16 protein-coding genes are annotated in these 20,568 nt (G+C 51.1%); 8 read left to right on the top strand and 8 right to left on the bottom strand.

Annotated features, from left to right (window positions below; translation table 11 throughout):
- Positions 1-29 precede the first annotated feature (29 nt).
- From BM185_RS01615 to BM185_RS01625, 3 genes are read left to right on the top strand one after another with little or no spacing between them, the layout of a single operon-like run.
- The gene (locus tag BM185_RS01615; protein ID WP_091958281.1) at positions 30-1,022 is read left to right on the top strand and encodes a patatin-like phospholipase family protein; all 993 of its coding nucleotides are present in this window, start codon (positions 30-32) and stop codon (positions 1,020-1,022) included.
- Positions 1,009-1,716 (top strand): AzlC family ABC transporter permease, encoded by a 708-nt coding sequence (locus BM185_RS01620; protein WP_091958283.1) that lies wholly within the window; start codon positions 1,009-1,011, stop codon positions 1,714-1,716. The genes BM185_RS01615 and BM185_RS01620 overlap by 14 nt, the downstream gene beginning before the upstream one ends.
- Positions 1,706-2,017 (top strand): AzlD family protein, encoded by a 312-nt coding sequence (locus tag BM185_RS01625; protein ID WP_091958286.1) that lies wholly within the window; start codon positions 1,706-1,708, stop codon positions 2,015-2,017. The genes BM185_RS01620 and BM185_RS01625 overlap by 11 nt, the downstream gene beginning before the upstream one ends.
- Here the strand turns inward: BM185_RS01625 and BM185_RS01630 are convergent.
- The 4 genes from BM185_RS01630 to sodB form a co-directional block, all read right to left on the bottom strand.
- Positions 2,014-2,979, bottom strand: coding sequence for a sensor domain-containing diguanylate cyclase (locus BM185_RS01630; RefSeq protein ID WP_245751646.1), 966 nt, complete (start codon positions 2,977-2,979; stop codon positions 2,014-2,016). The genes BM185_RS01625 and BM185_RS01630 overlap by 4 nt on opposite strands.
- Complete coding sequence (locus BM185_RS01635) at positions 2,976-3,971, bottom strand: response regulator (protein ID WP_091958288.1); 996 nt, start codon at positions 3,969-3,971, stop codon at positions 2,976-2,978. Before BM185_RS01635 ends, BM185_RS01630 begins: the two co-directional genes overlap by 4 nt.
- 63 nt (positions 3,972-4,034) lie before the next feature.
- The gene (locus BM185_RS01640) at positions 4,035-5,534 is read right to left on the bottom strand and encodes an aldehyde dehydrogenase (RefSeq protein ID WP_091958291.1); all 1,500 of its coding nucleotides are present in this window, start codon (positions 5,532-5,534) and stop codon (positions 4,035-4,037) included.
- Positions 5,535-5,648: 114 nt separating this feature from the next.
- The gene (sodB, locus tag BM185_RS01645) at positions 5,649-6,233 is read right to left on the bottom strand and encodes a superoxide dismutase [Fe] (RefSeq protein WP_091958294.1); all 585 of its coding nucleotides are present in this window, start codon (positions 6,231-6,233) and stop codon (positions 5,649-5,651) included.
- Between the two features lie 258 nt (positions 6,234-6,491).
- Here sodB and BM185_RS01650 point away from each other — a divergent pair, with 258 nt between their 5' ends.
- The 3 genes from BM185_RS01650 to dinG all read left to right on the top strand — a co-directional run bounded on the left by BM185_RS01650 (position 6,492) and on the right by dinG (position 11,273).
- Positions 6,492-7,631, top strand: coding sequence for a coiled-coil domain-containing protein (locus BM185_RS01650; RefSeq protein ID WP_143089462.1), 1,140 nt, complete (start codon positions 6,492-6,494; stop codon positions 7,629-7,631).
- Positions 7,632-7,854: 223 nt separating this feature from the next.
- The gene (locus BM185_RS01655) at positions 7,855-9,123 is read left to right on the top strand and encodes a DEAD/DEAH box helicase (RefSeq protein WP_425434191.1); all 1,269 of its coding nucleotides are present in this window, start codon (positions 7,855-7,857) and stop codon (positions 9,121-9,123) included.
- Positions 9,120-11,273: an ATP-dependent DNA helicase DinG gene (gene dinG / locus BM185_RS01660; RefSeq protein WP_091958301.1), complete on the top strand. Its 2,154-nt coding sequence runs from the start codon at positions 9,120-9,122 to the stop codon at positions 11,271-11,273. Before BM185_RS01655 ends, dinG begins: the two co-directional genes overlap by 4 nt.
- A 2-nt stretch (positions 11,274-11,275) precedes the next feature.
- Here dinG and BM185_RS01665 read toward each other — a convergent pair whose 3' ends face one another.
- Genes BM185_RS01665 through BM185_RS01675 form a run of 3 tightly spaced genes read right to left on the bottom strand, consistent with a single transcriptional unit; the run spans position 11,276 to position 15,502 of the window.
- The gene (locus tag BM185_RS01665; RefSeq protein ID WP_091958303.1) at positions 11,276-12,346 is read right to left on the bottom strand and encodes a lipocalin-like domain-containing protein; all 1,071 of its coding nucleotides are present in this window, start codon (positions 12,344-12,346) and stop codon (positions 11,276-11,278) included.
- Positions 12,336-14,822, bottom strand: a complete 2,487-nt coding sequence (locus BM185_RS01670) for an ABC transporter permease (RefSeq protein WP_091958305.1) — start codon at positions 14,820-14,822, stop codon at positions 12,336-12,338. Before BM185_RS01670 ends, BM185_RS01665 begins: the two co-directional genes overlap by 11 nt.
- On the bottom strand, positions 14,819-15,502 hold the full coding sequence (locus BM185_RS01675; RefSeq protein ID WP_091958308.1) for an ABC transporter ATP-binding protein: 684 nt from the start codon (positions 15,500-15,502) through the stop codon (positions 14,819-14,821). Before BM185_RS01675 ends, BM185_RS01670 begins: the two co-directional genes overlap by 4 nt.
- 165 nt (positions 15,503-15,667) lie before the next feature.
- Here BM185_RS01675 and BM185_RS01680 point away from each other — a divergent pair, with 165 nt between their 5' ends.
- Positions 15,668-18,022, top strand: coding sequence for a transporter substrate-binding domain-containing diguanylate cyclase (locus BM185_RS01680; RefSeq protein ID WP_177203438.1), 2,355 nt, complete (start codon positions 15,668-15,670; stop codon positions 18,020-18,022).
- 8 nt (positions 18,023-18,030) lie between these two features.
- On the opposite strand, the gene BM185_RS01685 is transcribed toward BM185_RS01680, so the two are convergent.
- Positions 18,031-19,677, bottom strand: coding sequence for a methyl-accepting chemotaxis protein (locus BM185_RS01685; protein ID WP_091958312.1), 1,647 nt, complete (start codon positions 19,675-19,677; stop codon positions 18,031-18,033).
- Positions 19,678-19,893: 216 nt separating this feature from the next.
- On the opposite strand from BM185_RS01685, the gene BM185_RS01690 reads away from it, so the two are divergent.
- Complete coding sequence (locus tag BM185_RS01690) at positions 19,894-20,565, top strand: energy-coupling factor ABC transporter permease (RefSeq protein ID WP_091958315.1); 672 nt, start codon at positions 19,894-19,896, stop codon at positions 20,563-20,565.
- The last annotated feature ends 3 nt before the right edge of the window (positions 20,566-20,568 follow it).

A 20,568-nucleotide genomic window follows, 5' to 3' on the forward strand; every position in this document is an offset into this window, starting at 1 on the left:
CGTAACTCTGTGCAGTAAAGGAGATCGCCATGCGCAAAAAACATCATACAAGTGTTGCTCTAGTACTGGGCTCTGGTGGCGCCAGAGGCTATGCACACATCGGTGTTATCGAAGAGCTGGAAGCCAGGGGTTACGAGATAGTGGGTGTTTCTGGCTGCTCCATGGGTGCCCTGGTCGGTGGGCTCTATGCAGCGGGCAAGCTGAACAACTATCGTGACTGGGTTAAGGGTTTGGATTATTTTGATTTGTTGCGTCTGGTTGATGTGACCTGGAGTCCTTTGGGTGCGATCAAAGGGGAAAAGATCATGCAAGTGATCGGGGAAATGCTGGGTGACATTAAGATAGAAGACTTGCCGATTCCTTATACCTCAGTTGCCACGGACCTGACCAAGCAGAAAGAAGTCTGGTTTCAGCAGGGTTCACTTGAAGAAGCCATACGTGCATCTATTGCAGTTCCTGGAGTTATCACACCTGTACAGCATAGAGGTAGAACCCTAGTCGATGGTGGTTTGCTGAATCCACTACCGATTACCCCCGTGGTCGCCTACCATGCTGATTTAATTATAGCGGTTAATGTCACTTCGCAAAGCTCAAGAGCAACCCTGCAGGAAATGATGCCAGACTGGGAAAATAATCCTGGCGCTGACCAGGAACCTGGCGCTGTAGGTGAATGGATGAAACGTGTCAAAGGGCGTGCGGGCCAGCTACTGGGTAAGCTGACTTTTTGGGATGAAGATGCTCAGGGAGCCAGTAGTGAACGTGAGGCTTCAGACACCCGCTGGGGTAAACTGGATGTAATTCTGCAATCCTTTGAGATCACCCAATCGGCTTTGAGTGAATATAAAGTTGCCGGCTATCCTCCCGATATTCTTATGGAAGTTCCGCGTACAGCTTGCAGTGGCTATGAGTTCCACAAGGCCAACCAACTGATTGAACTGGGGCGTCGGGTGGCGCGTGACAAACTGGAGTTATGGGAAGCCAGCGTTCCTATCAGGGAAGGGGATCTGGATGATATCGGCTAAGGTAGAACTAGATGCTCAAGGCACTTGGCTTGGATTTAAACGGCTTCTTCCCCTGTCCATGTTTGTTATCGCCTTTGGGATAGCCTTTGGGCTGGCTGCTGCGCAAACCGGGTTGAGCAAAACCGAAGCGATGTTGATGAGTGCCCTGGTGTTTGCCGGGGCCTCACAGTTTGCTGCACTTGAGCTTTGGCAACTGGAAATTCCTCTGTTGGCGATTATGATTACCACCTTTGCTATCAATGCCCGTCATCTATTAATGGGCGCTTCTCTTTATCCCTGGCTGAAAGAAGTTCCTGCCGCCAAACGCTATGGGATTTTGACGGTCATTAGTGATGCCAACTGGGCAATAGCCGCTCAGGAGTATCAGCGGGGTGAGCGTAATTTAGGTGTTCTTTTTGGCGGGGGGTTGGCGCTCTGGCTGACCTGGGTGACTGGAACCTGGATGGGGCTGGTTCTAACCCAGGGTATACCTGATCCTGAAGCCTTGGGATTGGATATGGTACTGGGCTGCTTTTTGCTGACCATGGCACTGGGTGGCAGCAAAAACTTGCGTAACCTGGTGATCTGGTCGGTTGCTGGTGCAACCTCTATTCTTGCGCTCTACTGGTTGCCTCCCAATAGTCATGTCGTTGCCGGTGCCTTGGCTGGCGGTCTGGTAGGTGCTTACTGGCTGGAGGAAAAAGATGACTCTTGAATCTGGCTTGGGTGTTGGCCTGCTGGTTATTGGGGTGATGACACTGGTTACCCTGACCACCCGCTATGGTGGCGTTTTCCTGATGTCTTTTGTCCCCATCAACCGCCGTGTCGAAGGCTTTATCAATGGCATGTCCGGTTCGGTATTGATTGCCCTGATATTGCCTATGGCTGTTGAAGGGGATCAGGCGGCACGCATGTCACTGCTGACCACTCTAGTGATCTTTTTAGTGGCGAAAAAGCCCTTGCCTGCTATAGGCGCGGGCATCCTCATGGCAGCAGGCTGGCGTTACCTGTTTTAGCCTTGCCATAGGCAGGTCTGGTTGCGACCAGCGTTTTTGGCTTGGTAAAGGGCTTGGTCGGCTCTTTCCAGCCACTGCTGGGCAGATACCAGATCAGGAGAAAAACTGCTGATTCCCAGGCTGATAGTGACCTGCAACACCAGGTCTTCATAGTGAATGCGAGTCGCTTCCAGTTTTTTACGTGCCCTTTCTGCGACTTCTAAAGCACCGGACGCAGGGGTGTCCGGCAATAACAAGACAAACTCTTCACCGCCGTAGCGTCCCGGGAAGTCGGTTTCTCGCGCTGTGCTCCGCAGAATTTTAGCCACCTCTCGAATCACTTCATCACCTGCCTGGTGGCCATGGGTGTCATTAACCTTCTTGAAGTGATCGATATCAAAAATAATCAAACTGGACTCACCACCACTGCGTTGGGCACGCAAAAACTCTTGATTCAAGCACTCTTCCCAATAACCTCTATTGAATAGCTCTGTGAGCCGGTCGGTACGGCTGAGCCTTGCTAGTTCAGCATTGGCTGTTTCCAGCTGCAATTTGCTAATTGCATTTTCGGTTACATCATAGACCAGCAAGCAGACTTGCGAAGTTTTGTTATTGCGGCCTTGCAAGGGCATCAGGGTCAGGTTCTGATACATGAGTTCAGAACCACCCGTTAGGGGTCTATAACTTTTGAAATCAAACAGGCGAGGCCTTTGTTCCCAGGTTGAGTAAGCAGGACTGCCCAGTTTAAAAACGGCATCCAACTTTCTTTGCAGCCAGGCATGAGGCAGCTTCGGAAACAAGGTTTTCAGGGTCTGGTTGAGTGCCTGCTTACTACGAATGCCTGAATGGTTCTCCATAAAACTGTTCCAAAGTAGAATCCTACCCTCTTGGTCAAGCACAATCAGGCCAACGTCAACCGTTTGGAGCATTTGCACCATCCAATGGAGATCATTCAGTTCCTTTTCGTCTTGAATTAGAGTCATTGCAGATATCCGGTTCTTTCAGTCAGGGCTGGCAAGGAGTTTTCAGTAAAAAGCAGTAAAAGATCACACTCAATATTTTGTCCCGGCAGGTGATAATCGATTTCCACGGCCAAGATCTTCTCATTTTTTTCCCGATTTTTAAGCAGCTGCTCTAGGGGTAGACTTTTACCCAAAATAATGGGATGGCCAAGGCTGAAGCGAACATCCAATTGTTTGGCAAAGCCTTTCAGGCAGGCACCACTTAACAGGCCTGCCAGATCAGTTAAAACTTCCAGTTCACTATTGCTATCTGCATTTTGTGTTTCGGGGAGTAGCTCAGCAATTGCGGGTAGACTTTCATCATCAATCAAAATCAGGGCTTCACCGGCAATACCTTCGCCATTAAAACCCTGAGAGATGGCCGAAAGACTGGATAGTTGCTTTGCTGCCAGGTGATCAGGGAGCTGGTTGTAGTTGACCAAATGAACTTTGGGCACGGGAAGGTGAATAAAGGTATTTAATAAATCACCCAATAACTTACCGGCCTGGCCCATGGCAATATTGACGGTTTCTTGAATTAAATCATTGAGTTCCAGTTGCTCATTGTTGAAGCGCGCCAGCTCTTCTTCCGTTTGCGGTTGGCGGCTACTAATAATGCCGTAGTTATTGAGGATCTCAGTGATAATTTCGGTGTTAATGGGTTTTTTGATGAACTCCAAGGCACCCAAAGCAAGAACACGTTTACGGGCTTCGGGCTGGATATCCCCTGAAACCACCAAAACCAAAGACGAAAGATCTTCTTTGCGAATGGTTTCCAGGACCTCAAAACCATCCATGACGGGCATGTTCAGATCCAAAAACATCAGGTCGCCCTTCCCGGCATGTATTGCATCCAGCGCTTCTTGCCCATTGTTGGCAAAGGTGACCTCAATATCCCAGCCTCCGGGTAGAGACCGGGCCAGTTGCTTGCGAGCCATTGCTGAGTCATCGCAGATGATGACAGGTAGGGTCATGGTGAATCCTTGTTGTGGTTAGATAAAGCTAGCTTATCCTGTTTTACAGTGGACTTATGTGATCTAGTTCAAGGTCAGCCAGGTTGCTTTGATTTCTGTGTACTTGTCAAAAGCGTGCAGAGACTTGTCACGCCCCTGCCCGGATTGCTTGAAGCCGCCAAAGGGTGCCGTCATATCGCCCCCGTCATAGTTGTTGATCCAAACGCTTCCTGCACGCAGCTCTTGAGCCGTCAAGTGGGCTTTGTCGATATCTTTTGTCCAGACAGCTGCAGCCAGTCCATAGATGGTGTCATTGGCAATAGCAACGGCTTCTTCGCGGGTTTTGAAGCTGATCACTGCAAGCAGTGGGCCAAATACTTCTTCCTGAGCAACACGCATGGAATTTTTGACTTCGGAAAAGAGCGTGGGCTCAGTAAAATAGCCACCGGTTTCCTGAAGTCTTGGTTGACCACCCAATTCCAGTTGGGCACCTTCTTGCTTAGCCAGGGCAATATAGTCCATCACCTTGGCAAATTGTTGCTGGTCGGCCAGGGCACCAAAGGTGGTGTTAGGGTCCAGAGGATCACCTGGCTGCCATTTGGCAAGAGCCTGTTTGACTTCAGCAATAAATTCATCCTTGATGCTTTCTTCGACCAGTAACCGGGTTCCAGCTGTACAAACCTGGCCTTGATTGAAGGCAACGGCCTGGGCAGCGGCACGGGCTGCTTTTTTAAGATCAGGTGCATCCGCAAAAACAATATTGGGGCTTTTGCCGCCAGCTTCCAGCCAAACCCTTTTCATATTGGATTCGCCAGAATAAATCAGAAGTTGTTTGGCAGTGGCAGTAGACCCGGTAAACGCAAGGCAATCAACATCCTGGTGAAGAGCCAGGGCTCTGCCAGCAGAAGCACCTAGACCGGGCAGGACGTTGAAAACTCCATCGGGAATGCCCGCTTCTTGGGCCAGAGCTGCAACTCTCAGGGCAGAAAGGGGCGACTTTTCCGATGGTTTAAGTAAGACGGAATTGCCCATCGCCAAAGCAGGTGCCAGTTTCCAGCTAGCCATCAGTAAAGGAAAGTTCCAGGGCACTATACAGGCAACAACCCCCACAGGCTCACGAGTAATCATACCCAGTTGATTGGCGGGAGTGGGGGCCAGCTCACCATAAACCTTATCGATAGCTTCAGCCGTCCAACGAAAAGCCTGGGCAGCGGCAGGAATATCGACAGCCTGTGAAAAACGGATGGGCTTGCCCATATCCAGGGTTTCCAATAAAGCCAATTCATCCCGGTGCTGGATTAAGAGATCAGCAAACTTGAGCAGAATTTTTTTGCGTTTTGCTGGGGGTAGAAGTCGCCAGTTGCCTTCCTGAAAGCTTTTCCGGGCCGCTTTAACGGCCAGATCCACGTCTTCTTCCTGACAGCTGGCAACACTAATCAGTTGGCGGCCATCCAAAGGGCTTTCACAGCGGAAGGTGGCGCCACTCAAGGCATCGACATACTGACCATTGATAAAGGCCTGGGATGGAAGCTCAAGTGTCTTGGCAAGTTGCTGCCATTCTTCGCGGCTGGTGGGTGAAGTCATGCCTGTCTCCTCTTGTCTTTATGGAGCTCATCCTAAAACATTCGCAGAGATTTTGCAGGCCGCATAAAAAAACCCGGCCTGCTAAGGCCGGGTTGGGATTGCTAGCTTGATCAATTAGCCAGCCAGATTTTTGTTCACAAAGTCCCAGTTAACCAGGGCCCAGAAAGCCTCCAGGTACTTGGGACGCGCATTGCGATAGTCGATATAGTAGGCATGTTCCCACAAATCAACAGTCAACAGAGCAGTCTGACCGTCAGTCATAGGCGTGCCAGCATTGGAGGTGTTAACGATTTCCAGCTCACCAGCAGCGTTTTTCACCAACCAGGTCCAGGAAGAACCAAAGTTATTGACTGCTTTGTCATCAAAAGCTTTTTGGAATTCAGCAAAAGAACCCCATTTGGCTTTGATGGCATCGGCAACAGCACCTGTAGGCTCACCGCCACCCTGAGGGCTCAGGCAGTGCCAGTAGAAAGTGTGGTTCCAAACTTGGGCTGCATTGTTGAAAACAGGGCCAGGGCCAGCAGCCTTGATGATTTCTTCCAGGCTTTTGCCTTCAAATTCTGTTCCGGGAACCATACCGTTCAGTTTGGTAACATAGGTCTGGTGGTGTTTGCCGTGGTGGTATTCCAGAGTCTCAGCAGAAATATGCGGTTCCAGTGCATTTTTCTCATAAGGCAGTGCAGGTAGTTCAAAAGCCATGGTTAGGTCTCCTTGTTCACTAATTACTCAAATTGAGTTGTGCTCATCAAAGCGGGAAGAACTGACTAGATGGTGACGTTACTTGGAAATTTCAACCGCCACCTGATACAAATCAATGAAAACATTAAGAATCATAGCACCAGCGGTAGCGACTGACAAATCCGAGCGGAGTACTAGGGTATTGGTTTAGACGTTAGGGGTAGCCGCAAGGGCCGACACTTGGCAGAATAGACCCTTTTACACCAGCCGGTTGAAAAAATGCCAGACCGTAAAGAACCAAGATTGATAATGCCGGAAGAGAAGTCAGCTTCCCCGCGTACGCCTAAAACAGAAACCACTTCGTCGACTTCGGCCAGTGCCAGCCAAACTCAGCCGCAACGTCAGGCTTCTGAAGCGGCCAGGGCTGAAGTGCGCAAAAGGTTGGCTGAAAAGGAAGTAGAAAGAAAACCAACTCGAGCCGAAGTGCCACCAACTAGGGCTACTCGAGAAAAAGAGGAGGCCAGTTATCGGGAACGCCCAACGCGAGAGCAGCCTGCTGACTCTTCCTCAACCTCCCGAGAGTTTCAGCAAACCACGGCTTCGGGCTATCCTAACGGCGGAGGTGGCGGGGGTAATGGCAGTGGCAACTATCCAACCCTGCCTCCTGATGGGGGTAAATCTTTTTCAACCCTGGCCTTGGTTGCATTAGTCTTGGCTGTGTTGGGCCTGGGTTTCGGTGGCTGGCAATTGATGCGCGCAGAAAACCAGCAACAGGCGATGGAAGCTTTGGCTGACCGTATCCAAGAGCTGGAAATACGCTTGTCAGAGACAGGGCAGGATCTGACCGAAGCTGGAAGCAGTTTTTCACAGCGCCTCAGGGCTCATCAAGAAAAGCTGGAATGGGCAGATGATGAAATTCGCAAGCTTTGGGTGGTCGCTCACCAGCGTAACCGTCCAGCGATTGCCGAATTGCAGGAAAAACTGGAAAAAGTCGAAGGTGACCTGGCCTCGACCCGGACTTCTGCCAATCAAGCCAACCAGAATGCCCAGCAGGCTGCTGAGCGATTGGAAAGAGCAACGAACCGCTGGAACGAGCAGTTGCGTGGTTTATCCAGCGAAGTTGAAAGCTACTCCAATCGCTTGGCAGAAATCAGCCTGACTACTTCGACGCTGAATCAGCAGGTTCGTGATCAAGACAGACGCCAGCAGGTAGAAGCCTTGAACCAGGAAGTCAGGGAGCTGCGTGGTCAGATAACCCAATTGACTCAACAAGCCAGTGCCGAGGTTCCTGAAGACCTGGGCGAACGCCTGGCTGAATATGAAGAAATTCTTGCTTCGCTGGAAGCCAGCCGAAGCCAGTTAACCAGTCGGGTGACCCGACTGATGGATGATGTGCGGGAATTACAGCAGGGACGTTAGTCGCCGGCAGGTAAACTTGCTATCATACGCCGCCTGAAACAGGAAACAGGTTTACATTGACTACTAATTTTGAGGTCGCGTTTTGACAAATCCGTCTACCGCATCTTCTGCAAATGCTTCGTCCACCAAACCGGATCAGGCAAAACGCCGTCGGCGCCGTAAGCCTTCAAAAGCCAGCGGCGGCCGCCGTCAAGCACCAGGGGCACGCAAGAATACAGGCAACCTGAATGTGGCCGAGGCTTTTAAAGCGCGCCAGGAACAGGCAAACAAGGCCCTGGGTGACTGGAAACTGGATGATTTTCAGGTTCCAGAAGAAAAAGGCAAGGTACGCTTTCATGACTTTAACTTGCCCTTGCCCCTGATGAAATCCATCAGTGAAGAAGGCTTCAGCTATTGCACGCCAATTCAGGCTGAATCTCTGCTTTACACCCTGCATGGTGTTGATCTGATTGGTAAGGCCCAAACGGGTACGGGTAAAACAGCTGCCTTTTTGATTGCCATCCTGACTTACCTGCTGGAAGAAGACTATCCAGAAGGCCGTAAAGTCGGTGCTCCCAGAGCCTTGATCCTGGCACCTACCCGGGAACTGGTTCTGCAGATCTGTAAAGATGCTGAAGCCTTGATACGCTATACACCTTTCAAACTCCTATCCGTTGTTGGTGGGATGGACTATGTAAAACAGCGTGATCAGCTCAGAGGTGAAGCCATTGATTTGCTGGTTGCGACTCCAGGCCGCCTCCTGGACTTCCATAACAAGAAGGATGTTAATCTGCGCGAAGTAGAAGTGCTTGTTTTGGATGAAGCAGACCGGATGCTGGACATGGGCTTCATTCCCGATGTTAAGCGCATCATCCGGGCAACGCCGCCCAAGGAAGAACGCCAGACCCTGCTCTACTCAGCTACCTTTACCCAGGATATTCTTAACCTGTCCGCCCAATGGACGGTTAATCCTCAGCGGGTTGAAATCGCTACCTTGATTCAATCAGCTGACAATATTGATCAGCATGCCTTCCTGGTTGCGGATAATGAGAAGATCAAGCTGCTCACCCGATTGGTCAAGCGTTGGAAGCTAACCAAGGTTATTGTCTTCAGCAATCGTCGGGATACCACCCGTGATGTCTATGAAGCCTTGAAAAAAGCAGGCATCAGTGTAGCCATGCTGTCGGGTGAAGTTGAGCAGAAGAAACGCATTTCCACTTTGGAAAACTTCAGGGAAGGTAAAACCGAAGTGCTGGTTGCAACTGATGTGGCCGGTCGGGGTATCCATATTGATGATATCAGCCATGTCATCAACTTTACCCTACCTGAAGATCCTGAAGACTATGTGCACCGTATTGGCCGTACTGGCCGTGCTGGCGCTTTGGGAACTTCTATCAGTTTTATTGGTGAAGAGGATGCCTTCGCCTTGCCAGCGATTGAAGACTACACCAAAAGTAAGCTGCCCTGCGTGCATCCCCCCGAAGATCTGATGCAGGAAGAAGAAGGTGCATGAAGCCTGAAGACCAGCTTCTGATTCAGAAGGCCTACCGGGAGTTTCTGGAAGGCCGTCAAGTCAAGCCGCGCGGTGGTCAGAAACAAATGATCGCCGATATTGCCAAAAGCTTTGCGGCAATTGCTGAAGACGAAGAGGGTCGCCGTAAAGGCAATAATCACCTGATTGCCATAGAGGCAGGAACAGGAACCGGCAAAACGCTGGCTTATCTCCTGGCTACCCTGCCTTTGGCGCAGGCTCGTGAAAAGCGGCTGATCCTCTCGACGGCAACCATTGCCTTGCAGGAGCAGCTGCTACTTCGCGATCTGCCTGATCTTAAAAAACTCACCTCGCTGGACTTTAACTTCGCCCTGGCCAAGGGCCGAGGCCGCTACCTGTGTACTGCCCAATTAAGCAAGGCTGCGGCCAGCCTGCGCGCCGCTGAGCCGGAATCTGAGAAAGCGACTCTAAGTCTTTTTGAGCAGGAGTTGCTTGCCCAGCCCCAAGCCAAGGATGAAGAGGTGCTGACGCGTCTGCTTGAAGACTTTGCCGGTGGTCGCTGGGATGGTGATAGAGACAGTTTGCAAGAAGCTGTTCCCCAGGATTTATGGAACCGCTTGACCACCGACCATCAGCGCTGCACCAATCGCCGCTGCCCGCATTTTGCTGCTGCTTGCCCTTTTTATAATGCGCGACGTGAACTGGAGCAGGCGGATGTGATCGTTGCCAACCATGATCTGGTTTTGGCCGACTTGGCTTTAGGCGGCGGGGCCATCCTGCCGGCACCTGAACAAAGCTATTATGTCTTTGATGAAGCCCATCACTTACCGGATAAAGCCCTTAATCACTTTGCCGCCAGCTTTCGGTTCAATGCCAGCCTGAAGTGGCTGCAACTCTTGAAGAAATCTCAACCTGATCTGCTGCGTGCCTTGGCGGCCAGTCCTTCAGCTACCAGTCAGCTGAATCAGATATTGGTGCCAGTGGATGAATTGGTTCGCGACCTGGGTGTTCTCTATTCACAACTGCTGGATGGGACGCCTTTCAAGGATTCCTATAATCCCAGTCAGCCCGTATTTCGCTGGCCCCAGGGCAAATTACCTGAAGAAGTGCGGCAGTTTGCCGGGCAGCTATTGATCTATTTTTCCACTCTTTGTCGATTACTGGAAAATCTGGTCAACCAGCTTAAGGAAGCTCAAGACCCTGAAAAAGGTTCTTCCCTGGATGCTGAGATTGCTGCTGAATGGCAACCCTTGCTGGCGCTCTTGCATTCACGGGCGCTGGCCGCCCATCAGCTTTGGAGCCTTTGTGCTGAGCCGGACCAAGAGGGACGTCCACCCCATGCCCGCTGGCTGACGCAGCATCGCCTGTCTGAAGGGGATGAGGATCTGGAGCTGGCAGCCAGCCCGGTCACAGCTGCCGGGGATTTGGCTTATCGTCTTTGGTCGCGTTGTTTTGGCAGTGCCTTGACCTCAGCAACCCTGACTGCCTTGGGTAAGTTTGATCGTTTGAAACAACGTACCGGATTGGCTGAGGCAACCCCTTGCCATTCCTACCCCAGCCCCTTTGATTATCAGCGTTTGGGTATTTTGGAAGTGCCCAAGCAGGCATGTGATCCCAGCCAACAGCAGGCACATACTGATGCAATTCTGGATTATCTGGAAACAGAGTTGCAGCACCCTCAGGCGGCTGCACTGGTGCTTTTTTCTTCACGCCGACAGATGAATGAAGTCTATGACGGGCTGCCTACGCAGTTGAAACGGGTAACCCTGACTCAGGATCAGCTGTCTAAAAACCGGCTGATTGAAAAGCACCGTGTCCGCATTGATGAGAAGAAGCCCAGCATTATTTTTGGCCTGGCTTCCCTGGCCGAAGGCATTGATCTACCGGGCAAGTATTTGACCCATGTGATTATTGCGCGCCTGCCTTTCTCCACCCCCGATGATCCGGTGGATGCAACCCTGGCCGAATGGATTGAAAGCACAGGCGGCAATCCCTTTATGCAGATTACCGTACCTGATGCCAGCGTGCGTCTGGTCCAGGCGTGTGGTCGCCTGATTCGCCAGGAAGATGACCAGGGTAAAGTGACTCTCTTGGATCGACGTATTCTAACCAAACGCTATGGTAGCCAACTGCTCAATAGCCTGCCGCCCTTCAAACGTCAGCTGAGCTGATTTTAATAGCCGGTCATTTCCAGAAAGCCGCGCCCCTGGTGGCTGCCTTCAAAAAAGATAGGGCCTTCCCAATAAGGAACCAGAGTATCCATAAAGGACTTGGCATTCAGAGGGCGGGTGGTGATATCCAGGTCATAATCAGCAATTTGCAAACGCCAGTGAGTAGGCAACTGGCGCCCGGCTACCCGGGTTAATTCCAGCGGCTGCATCTGGATTTGTTCAGGCTCTAAAGGCGTTGGTTCACCTGCTGCTGAAATCCAGGTACCTGAATAATAGTCCTTGCCGTCTTCCCTGAGCTGAAAGAGCATCACCTTTTCTCCCGTTTCCAGGTGCAATGAAAACCAATCCCAGCCTTCTTGCCCAGGTGCCAGGGGCTGGCTACTCCACTCTCTATCCATCCAGCCTTGCCCCCTGACTTGTAACTGCTGGTCATCCACCTCTATCTGGCCCTCCACCTTGAAAAAAGGCTGGCTGTAATACCAGGAGGCCTGGCCTTGTTCGGATTTTTGACTGTAGCCCTGGTCGCCCTGCAGTACAAAGGGCTGGTCGGTACTCAACTGCAAGCGATATGCAAAATCCTGATCAGAGGCATAAACCTCCAAGGGACTGAAAGACGCCTCCTGTTGACTGCTAAGCCGCCAAGAGTGAATCCAGGCTTTAAAGGGTTGAGCCTGAGCATCGGCTTCGCCTGTGCCGCCTCTGGACAAACGCTCGGCCTGCCAGTGATGAGTGGCCGAGGTGATGGCCGCATGGCCCATCCAAACCTGAGGTGTTTGCCAACCCTTGGCTTTACCCTGATTGGGCTGCAAAGCCTGGCGAAAAAGCGTCCATTGAATACCCCAGTCTTGGCCGTTTTCATCAGTAAGATTGGCTGTGACATACCACCATTCAATACGATATTCAGGATGGGCGCCTAAAGCTTCAGGAAAACGGATACGGTCATTTCGAGAAACCTGGGGATAGCCTTCAACTTCTGTCCCCAGGCCTGCAAAGCCTGATGGAGGTTCTGGTGCTTCACTGCAGGCGCTTAGCCCAAGCAGGAAAATCAGCAAATAAAGAAGTCTAGCGTTCATGGGCGAATACCTTGACCAAACGGGCACTGGCCCGACTGCGAAGCTGCCAACTGGGCCAGGCTGCGGCCAGTAGGGCAGCAAGGAGCGCCATAGCGACTGAAATACCAAGTTGGACTGGAAAAATATGCAGAGGCAGTCGCCAGCCAAAGGCTTGGACATTGACCACACTGACCAGGGACCAGGCGAGTAATAGCCCCAAGGGCAGGGCAAGCAGAGCGGTCAGCAAAGCCAGCAGTAGAAGTTGCAAAAGGTTGAGGCCAGCCAGCTGAGCCGGGCTGAGTCCCATCGCCCAAAGCGGTGCCAACTGGGGCAAACGCGCCTGACTGAGGGTTAACAGGCTAGTCAAAAGCGCTAAAGCAGCCAAGCCCAGAGTTAAATAGCTGAGTGCTGAGGTGGCATTAAAAGTACGATCAAAAACACCTGTTGACCATTCTTTGAGACTGGCCTGATCAATAACTCTCGAGCTATCCAACTGAAAGTTTGCACGCAGCTTTTCAACCCAAGCACTGGCCTGATCTTCAGCCAGGCGCAGAGCCAAGCTATGAATGGGTTGATCAGGCCAAAAAGTCAGAAACTCTTCGGCATTGATCAGCAGCTGTCCACGGGGATTACCATAGTCCGCATAGATTCCGGCCAGCTTTCCCGTTCTTATTCCCAGGCGAGTCGTCAGCTCCAGTTGATCACCCGGTTGTAATTGCAGGCGTTGGGCAAGCTGTTCGCTGGCTAGCCAGGCATTTTCGGAAAACACGGCCTGCCAGGGTTGATTGAGGGTTTGCAATAGTGGCCAGCTATCCCTGTAGGTAGCTGCATCGACCAGGCCACCTACTTCAACAGGCCAGCCTTCAATCTCCAGTTGAATTTGATACTGGGGCAGGATGGCTTCAATGGCCTCTTGTTGTTCCAACCAGCGGGTGATTTCTTCAGCCTGTTGTTGGGTTTCAGGGCGAATATAGATTTCTGCAGCTAGGCGTTGATCCAGCCAACCGGTAAAGGTTTTACGAAAGCCTTCCGTCATGGTGCCAACACCGATATTGGCAGCCTGCGCCAAGAGTAGGGCCATCAGGGCCAGAGACAAACCGGGTAGTTGCTGGCGTATATCCGCCCAAAACCACTGCTGCAGAGGACCGCGGGCCAGAAGGTTGGCCAGTTTGAGCAGCCCAAGCAACAACAGGGGCAGCCAGAGGGCGGCACTCAATAGCAGGCCAGCAAGCAGCAACAAGCCCCAAACCAGGCTGTCCCCCTGAAGCCAGGCCCAGGCAGCCACGAGTGCCGCCACGAGTGCCAAAACCCCCTGTAAGCGAACACGACGCTGTTCAGCCTGATACCAGGCTTGAGGACGGGCAAGGGCCAAGATTGGCAGACGAGCCGCCTTAAAGAGCCAGCTACTACCGGCCAGCAGTAGACCGCCAAAGCTCATCAGTAAGGCGGTGAGCCAGGTTGTGGGCTGCATTTCCAGTTGCCCGGATACCGGGGCTCCATAGAGGCTGCGCAGGCTGGCGGCAACATCGGGCAAGAGGGCCGCAGCCAGCCAGTAACCACTGATCACCCCAGCCAGGCCGCCAACTAAGGCCAGGCTACCCAGCTCAACCAATAAGGCCAGCAGAAGGCTGTTAAGGGTGATTCCAGAAGCTCTTAGCGTACGTAGCAATCCCAGGCGCTGCTCCAGTGCCAGGCCCAAGGTGGCATGGACAATAAAGAGACCAACTGCAAAGGCCAAAAGACCCAAAGCGGTCAGGTTTAAATGGAAGCTTTCAGTCAAGCGACCCAGATCAGCCTCGGCTTCACCCTGCTGCCAGATGAGCTGCTCTTCAATCGCTTCAGGAAGCTGTGGGAGTTGACCTGAATAGGGGGCAAGCCATTGTTGAGGAGCCAACAAGCGGGTGAGTTGATCAGGGCTGTGCAGTAGTTCTTGGGCCCAGCCAATATCGGTCAACAGCAGGCCCGGCGCCAAACCTTCCAGACTTACCAGGGGAGGCAGCTTTTGGCCCTGGGTGGTCAGTGGCCGTTGACCTGGCTGCCAGCCCAGCTCTTGCATTGTAGAGGGGGCAATTAGAGTTTGACCCGGTGCAGTGATCCATTGCTCCAAAGAAGTGCGTCCCAGAATTTGGCTGGCTGTTCCTTCCAGTTGCATTTGGCTGATAGGGTCCAAACCCAGAAGCTGCAAGCGCACTTCAGGTTCCTGTATTCTGATGCGTCCTTCGAGCAAAGGCACCAAAGGCCAGTCTTGAAGGCGGAGTTCCAACCAGAGAGCCTGGTCAAATGCCTGACCTCCGGGGGCTTGTAGATAAACCCCGGCCTGCTGATCAAAAAGGCTGGCGGCCTGATCATAGTTGCTTTTGGCTTGCTGATTAAGGCTTTGTACGCCTGTCCAAAGTGCGGTTGCTAACCATAAACCCAGCAATAAACTAGCCAGCTGAACCGGATGTCGCTTCCAGTGACTGAGTAGGCTGATCAGGGTCCAGTAAAAAAGCTTCATGCAGTGAGGGGTTCCAGTTGGCCGGAATGCAACTGCCAGGCGCTATCCAATTGCTTGGCCAGGCGCAGGCTGTGAGTCACCATCAAGAGGCTACAGCCACTGAGTTGAACCAATTGCAGCAGCAGTTGCATGACCTGGTCACTGGTGGCTTCATCCAAACTTCCAGTAGGCTCATCGGCCAGCAGCAGTTGAGGGCGGTGGGCCAAAGCTCTACCCAGAGCAACCCTTTGTTGCTGGCCGCCGGAAAGCTGTTCGGGGTAGCGTTCCTGCAACTCTTCCAAGCCCAGGCGTTGATTGATTTCATCTAGCCATTTTTTATCCAGGCAGCCGGCCAGCCGTGCCTGGAAGGCCAGGTTATCTTTGACCTTTAAACTGGGTACCAGATTAAATTGTTGGAATACCAACCCCAGGCGTTCACGACGCAGTTGGGCCTTATGCTTTTCATCCAGGCGGGTAATATCTTCACCAGCGATTAGAATCTGGCCTTCATCAGCTAGTTCCAAACCAGCGACCAGATGCAGAAGGGTACTTTTACCGCTCCCTGACTCCCCCATTAGAGCCAGGCTTTGGCCTGGATTCAGAGTGAGACTAAGCGGTTGCAAGACCTGCAACTTGCCCTGAGGAGTGAGGTAACTTTTGCTTACCTTCTGTAAAAAAAGTGCTGGTTTATTTTGTTGCATCAACTATCTTCTAATTTTATTGGGCTAAATTAAGGCTGAAATGCCTTAAAAATGTTGTTCCCTAATAGGTGTTTGTTAAGTTATGGTGATTTATATCAGAAACTACTCTTCGCTTACCAGTTGCCTTCATCGCCTATGATGCCCCTTTGTAGGTTAAAAACAAGGTTGTTGTTTTTGCTGTTGGTATTGATGACAGCAGCACCCATTAATGTCCTGGCCGCTGAGCAGGTCACTTTGCAACTGAAATGGCTGCATCAATTTCAATTTGCTGGCTACTATGCAGCCCTGGAAAAAGGCTTTTTCGCTGAAGAAGGCCTGGATGTCATCCTAAAAGAAAGAGACTTGAATGAAGATAATATTCTTCAGGTCCTGGAAGGGGATGCCGATTACGGCGTAGCTGATTCTATTTTATTTCTGTTTCGTGACCGGGGAATGGATCTCGTTCTGGTCGCCCCGATTTTTCAGCATTCCCCCAATGTTCTCATGACGCTGGCCTCTTCAGATATACGTTCACCAAGAGACCTGGTAGGGCGGCGTTTGGCCTTTTATGACAATGATACGGAGGGTGTGGGCATTTTGGCTATGCTGGCCAAACATGGTGTTTTGCGTGATGGCTTGATGCGCTACTCACTGAATGAACGCATGGCAAAACTGCTGGCTGGCGAGGTGGATGCGGTGACTGCCTACAGCACTAATGAGCCCTTTATATTCCGTGAAGCGGGTCATGGTATTCGAATTATTGATCCTCGCCATTATGGTATTGATTACTATGGCGACATTCTCTTTACCCATCGACAGGAAGCAGAGCAATACCCGCAAAGGGTGGAGGCCATGCGCAGGGCGGTGATTCGCGGCTGGCATTATGCCTTGGATAATAAAGAAGAAATCGTTGACTTGATTCTAGAACAATACAATACCCAGGGTAAATCCAGAGCAGCTTTAATGAATGAAGCCTATGGCTTGGAACCCAAGATAGCACGTCATACCATCGAAATGGGTTATCTGGATACTGGGCGTCTTGAATATATTCTTGATCAAATGGAAAGCCTGGATTTGATTGCAAGTAATGATCAAGGCGTGCAGGGTTTGGTCTTTGAGTCCGGCCAAAACTCAGGTTCAAGGCGGTTGAATTTAACCGAATCCCAGGAAGCTTTTCTAAGTCAGCATCAACGTCTTAGAGTAGCGGTGGACCCTGATTGGCCGCCTTTTGAATACTATGATGCAGAACAGCGGCTGCAGGGCATCAGTGCCGATTATCTTCGGTTATTAGAAGAGCGTCTGGGAATAGAGGTAGAGCTGGTGCGCGGCCTGACCTGGCCTGAAGTAGTCAAAGCCATTGCCAATAAAGAAATTGACCTGCTTCCTGCCGTCTCTTCAACACCAGAACGGCGCCAGTTTTTGAATTTCACTCAACCCTATGTGCGCTCACCCATGGTTATAGTGACGGACCATGAAGTTGATTTTATTGCCGATATGAACCAACTAAGGGGCGAAAAAGTTCTGGTGGTTGAAGGCTATGCATCTGATGAGATGCTCTCCACGCATTTTCCTGATTTGGATATAACCCGAGTGACTACCAGTATTGAAGGCTTAAGGCAGGTTGCGGCAGGAAATGCCTATGGTTTCGTTGGTAACCTGGCTGCTGCCACCCACCTGATAAGAAGTGATGGTTTGGCCAATTTAAAAGTGTCTGGCCAAGCGCCCTACTCCTTTGATCTGGGCATGGCGGTTAGAGATGATTGGCCAGAACTCGTACAAATTTTGGATAAATTCTTAGCCAGTGTCAGCCAGCAAGAGCATGCCGCCATCTATTCCCACTGGGTTGAGCTACCCGTAGAACAGGGTTTTCCCTGGCGAAGTGTGTTGCCCGGTTTAACGCTATTGCTGCTGGTATTGATCATTCTTGGGCTTTATACACTGCACCTGGCCAACTTGAATCGCAAAATACGTCAGGCGAATTCTCGTCTCTTTCAAGCGGAAGCTGAACTACGCAAGAAAAACGAAGAACTGGAAGAAGTTTCGATTACCGATAAGCTCACAGGCAGTTATAACCGTCATCATTTAGACCGTGTGCTTAATGAGCAGGCTGAGTTGGTCAGGCGGCATCAGCGCAGTCTCTCGGTGGTGCTCTTTGATCTGGATTTCTTTAAAGCAGTCAATGACCAGCATGGTCATCAATTGGGTGATGAGATTCTGAAAAAATTTGCCGTGCTGGTGAAAAGCAAAACCCGCAGCTCAGATATTTTTGGCCGTTGGGGCGGTGAAGAATTCTTATTGATTTGTCCAGAAACCAATAGTCAACAAGCTTGCCTAGTAGCTGAGAAAATTCGCATGGCATTGGAAAGCTATGAGTTTCCAGCCGGCATTCAACAGCGGCTGAGTGCCGGGGTAATGTCTTTGCAAGCGGGCATGACGATTCACCAGCTGCTTTCAGGTGCTGACTACCAGCTCTATAGGGCTAAAGAAGCGGGAAGAAACCAAGTCTGTTGTGACCAACCTCCGTCCCTGGAGATAAGTTAAAACCAGCATCAGGTACGGAACTGACTGACCTGACTATTCAGGTTTTCAGCTAGCCCGGCCAGCTCTTCACTGGCTTGAGTTGTGTGCCGTGCGCCTTCCTCGGTTTGTGAAGAAAGCTCGTTAATATTAACGACATTGCGATTGATTTCATCGGCTACAGCTGCTTGTTGTTCAGCCGCACTGGCAATTTGTGTATTCATATCGGCAATCTGTTGAATGGCCGCAGCAACTTCTTCCAGAGCCTGAGAGGTTTCCTGGGCATGGGTTACCGTTTCAACCGCCTGGTGGCTGCTTTGAGCCATGGCCTCAAATGAACGCTGGGCTTCTGAGGTCAGGCGCTCGATCATATCCCTAATCTCACCCGTACTTTCTTGGGTGCGTGCGGCCAGATTGCGAACCTCATCAGCAACCACTGCAAAACCTCGGCCATGATCGCCAGCTCGAGCAGCTTCGATAGCAGCATTCAGAGCCAGCAGATTGGTCTGTTCGGCAATACCACTGATCACATCCATGATGGTGCCAATATTCTCGGTGCCCGCTTTCAACTCTTCCAAGGTGCTGGCTGTCGTCTTGATGCTGGCATCCAGCTGGCCCAGAGTTTCCAGGGTTTCCTGAAGACGTTTCTGGCCGAGTTGAGTCTGATTGTTGGCTTGGGAGGCAGCGCTGGCAGCAGAAGTAGCATTATTGGCTACTTCCTGAACCGTGGCTGTCATCTCATTCATAGCTGTAGCAACCTGATCGGTTTCCTGGCTTTGTTGCTGCACGGTTTGCGAGCTCTGCTGGGTGACTGCAGAAAGTTCTTCAGCTGCTGCCGAAACGGATAAGGCAGACTCTCTGGACTCTTTTACCAAATCCTGGATTTTGCCGATAAAGCGATTGAAGGCCCGATTGATGTGCATGATCTCATCCTTGCCATCCAGTGGCAGGCGATGGGTCAGGTTGCCATCACCGTCAGCTATTTCACGCATCCGGTTGAGCATGTCTTTTAGAGGTGACTGGATAGAACGGGTAATCAGCAGTATCAGGCTTGCCATGACTAACCCGGCCAGGACAAAAATGGACAGCAGGTTGAAGGCATGCTGGCGAATTTGAGCATTTAAAGAATCCAGATAAAGGCCATTGCCAATAATCAAATCCCAGGGCTCAAAATAGACATAACGGGTGATCTTGCCGACGGGCTGGTCAAATCCGGGTTTGTCCCAAACATGGCGTACCTGGCCTTCGCCTTGATCAGCGGCACCTTCAAGAATATGCCGGAAAAAAGGGAAGCCTTCAGGGTCAGTTGCCTGGCTAAGGTTTCTGCCTGCTAACTGAGGCTGAGCACCATGCATCATGACCTCACCAGCACTATTCAGCATCCAGAAATAATCCCGATCCTGATTGTTGGTAAAGCGCAGTTCACCAACCAGTTCATAGGCTTGTTGGCGTGCTTCCTGATGAGAAAGCTCACCGGCTTCTGCTTGTTGATGGTAATGAGCAACCGTCGTTTCCACTATTTCAAGCAGTTGACGAAGTTGCAGGTTTTTTTCATCTAGCAAGGCTTCACGCTCTTGCTGGATGGCCAGCACACTGACAATCAAAAGTGAGATGATGGCCAGGGCAAGAATAATCCAGAGACGAAAATTGATGCCGATTAACCTGAGCATTGCGAGCATAGAAACAGATCTCCAATCTGTAAGGAGTAGAAAAGTCGTTAACCTGTGCTGTTTTGCCCGGATGAGTCTTGTTGTTATTCAGTTATACTGGTAGGGGACATTTTATTGTTTGAGGAGAACACAGCGGTGCGCAAGTATGCCTGGGGTAAAGACCATCGACTAGTAGTGTAATTTGATGAATTGTAAATATATGTTTTAATTGTCAGGGGTTGGCAAATGAGTTTTTCAGCAAGTATTCATCCGGGCTTTTTGGGCGGGCTGGCACTGGTTTTTTGGTTGCTCTTTGTAATCCTGGCTTTGCTGCAAGTGCCTTGGAAAATCCTGTTTCGTGAAAAGGGACTGCAGCATTTGTTCTTGGGTAGTGTTCTGCTGGTTGCCTTTTTGTGGCAACTAAGGGCTGATATTAACTTTGCGGTTTCCATACACCTGCTGTTAGCAACCACTCTGACCCTAATGTTCTATTGGCCTATGGCGCTTTTAGCAACCAGCTTGGCTCTTCTTGGAGCAACGATGACAGGCCAGGCAGACTGGACCATGTTGGGAATTAATGGCTTGGTTGCCTGTGTTCTGCCGGTTTTTGTTAGCCACTGGGCCTGGCGTTTAGTGGATACCAAAATGCCAGCTAATTTCTTTATTTTTGTTTTGGTCGCTGGTGGTGTGGGTGCTGCTGCTGCAACTCTTTCTTCAGGGTTGGCAGTGATTGCCATTACCTGGCTTTATACCAGTGGCCATGAATTTAGCCGTCTGGCTAGTGAGTACTTCCTTTTTTTACCCCTGACACTGCCACCTGAAGCGGTGATCAATGGCATGATTATTACCGGTTTGACGGCCTTTATGCCGGATTGGGTGAGGGCTTTTGATCCGGCGCGTTATCTGGATGGCAACTGAGGC

The organism is Marinospirillum celere (genome assembly GCF_900112235.1).
GTDB lineage: Bacteria > Pseudomonadota > Gammaproteobacteria > Pseudomonadales > Halomonadaceae > Marinospirillum > Marinospirillum celere.

Coding starts and splice junctions, on each gene's coding strand:
- BM185_RS01690 (WP_091958315.1), top strand. CDS start 19,894: ATGAGTTTTTCAGCAAGTATTCATCCGGGCTTTTTGGGCGGGCTGGCA.
- BM185_RS01670 (WP_091958305.1), bottom strand. CDS start 14,822: ATGAAGCTTTTTTACTGGACCCTGATCAGCCTACTCAGTCACTGGAAG.
- BM185_RS01615 (WP_091958281.1), top strand. CDS start 30: ATGCGCAAAAAACATCATACAAGTGTTGCTCTAGTACTGGGCTCTGGT.
- BM185_RS01665 (WP_091958303.1), bottom strand. CDS start 12,346: ATGAACGCTAGACTTCTTTATTTGCTGATTTTCCTGCTTGGGCTAAGC.
- BM185_RS01630 (WP_245751646.1), bottom strand. CDS start 2,979: ATGACTCTAATTCAAGACGAAAAGGAACTGAATGATCTCCATTGGATG.
- BM185_RS01635 (WP_091958288.1), bottom strand. CDS start 3,971: ATGACCCTACCTGTCATCATCTGCGATGACTCAGCAATGGCTCGCAAG.
- dinG (WP_091958301.1), top strand. CDS start 9,120: ATGAAGCCTGAAGACCAGCTTCTGATTCAGAAGGCCTACCGGGAGTTT.
- BM185_RS01640 (WP_091958291.1), bottom strand. CDS start 5,534: ATGACTTCACCCACCAGCCGCGAAGAATGGCAGCAACTTGCCAAGACA.
- sodB (WP_091958294.1), bottom strand. CDS start 6,233: ATGGCTTTTGAACTACCTGCACTGCCTTATGAGAAAAATGCACTGGAA.
- BM185_RS01650 (WP_143089462.1), top strand. CDS start 6,492: ATGCCAGACCGTAAAGAACCAAGATTGATAATGCCGGAAGAGAAGTCA.
- BM185_RS01685 (WP_091958312.1), bottom strand. CDS start 19,677: ATGCTCGCAATGCTCAGGTTAATCGGCATCAATTTTCGTCTCTGGATT.
- BM185_RS01620 (WP_091958283.1), top strand. CDS start 1,009: ATGATATCGGCTAAGGTAGAACTAGATGCTCAAGGCACTTGGCTTGGA.
- BM185_RS01625 (WP_091958286.1), top strand. CDS start 1,706: ATGACTCTTGAATCTGGCTTGGGTGTTGGCCTGCTGGTTATTGGGGTG.
- BM185_RS01675 (WP_091958308.1), bottom strand. CDS start 15,502: ATGCAACAAAATAAACCAGCACTTTTTTTACAGAAGGTAAGCAAAAGT.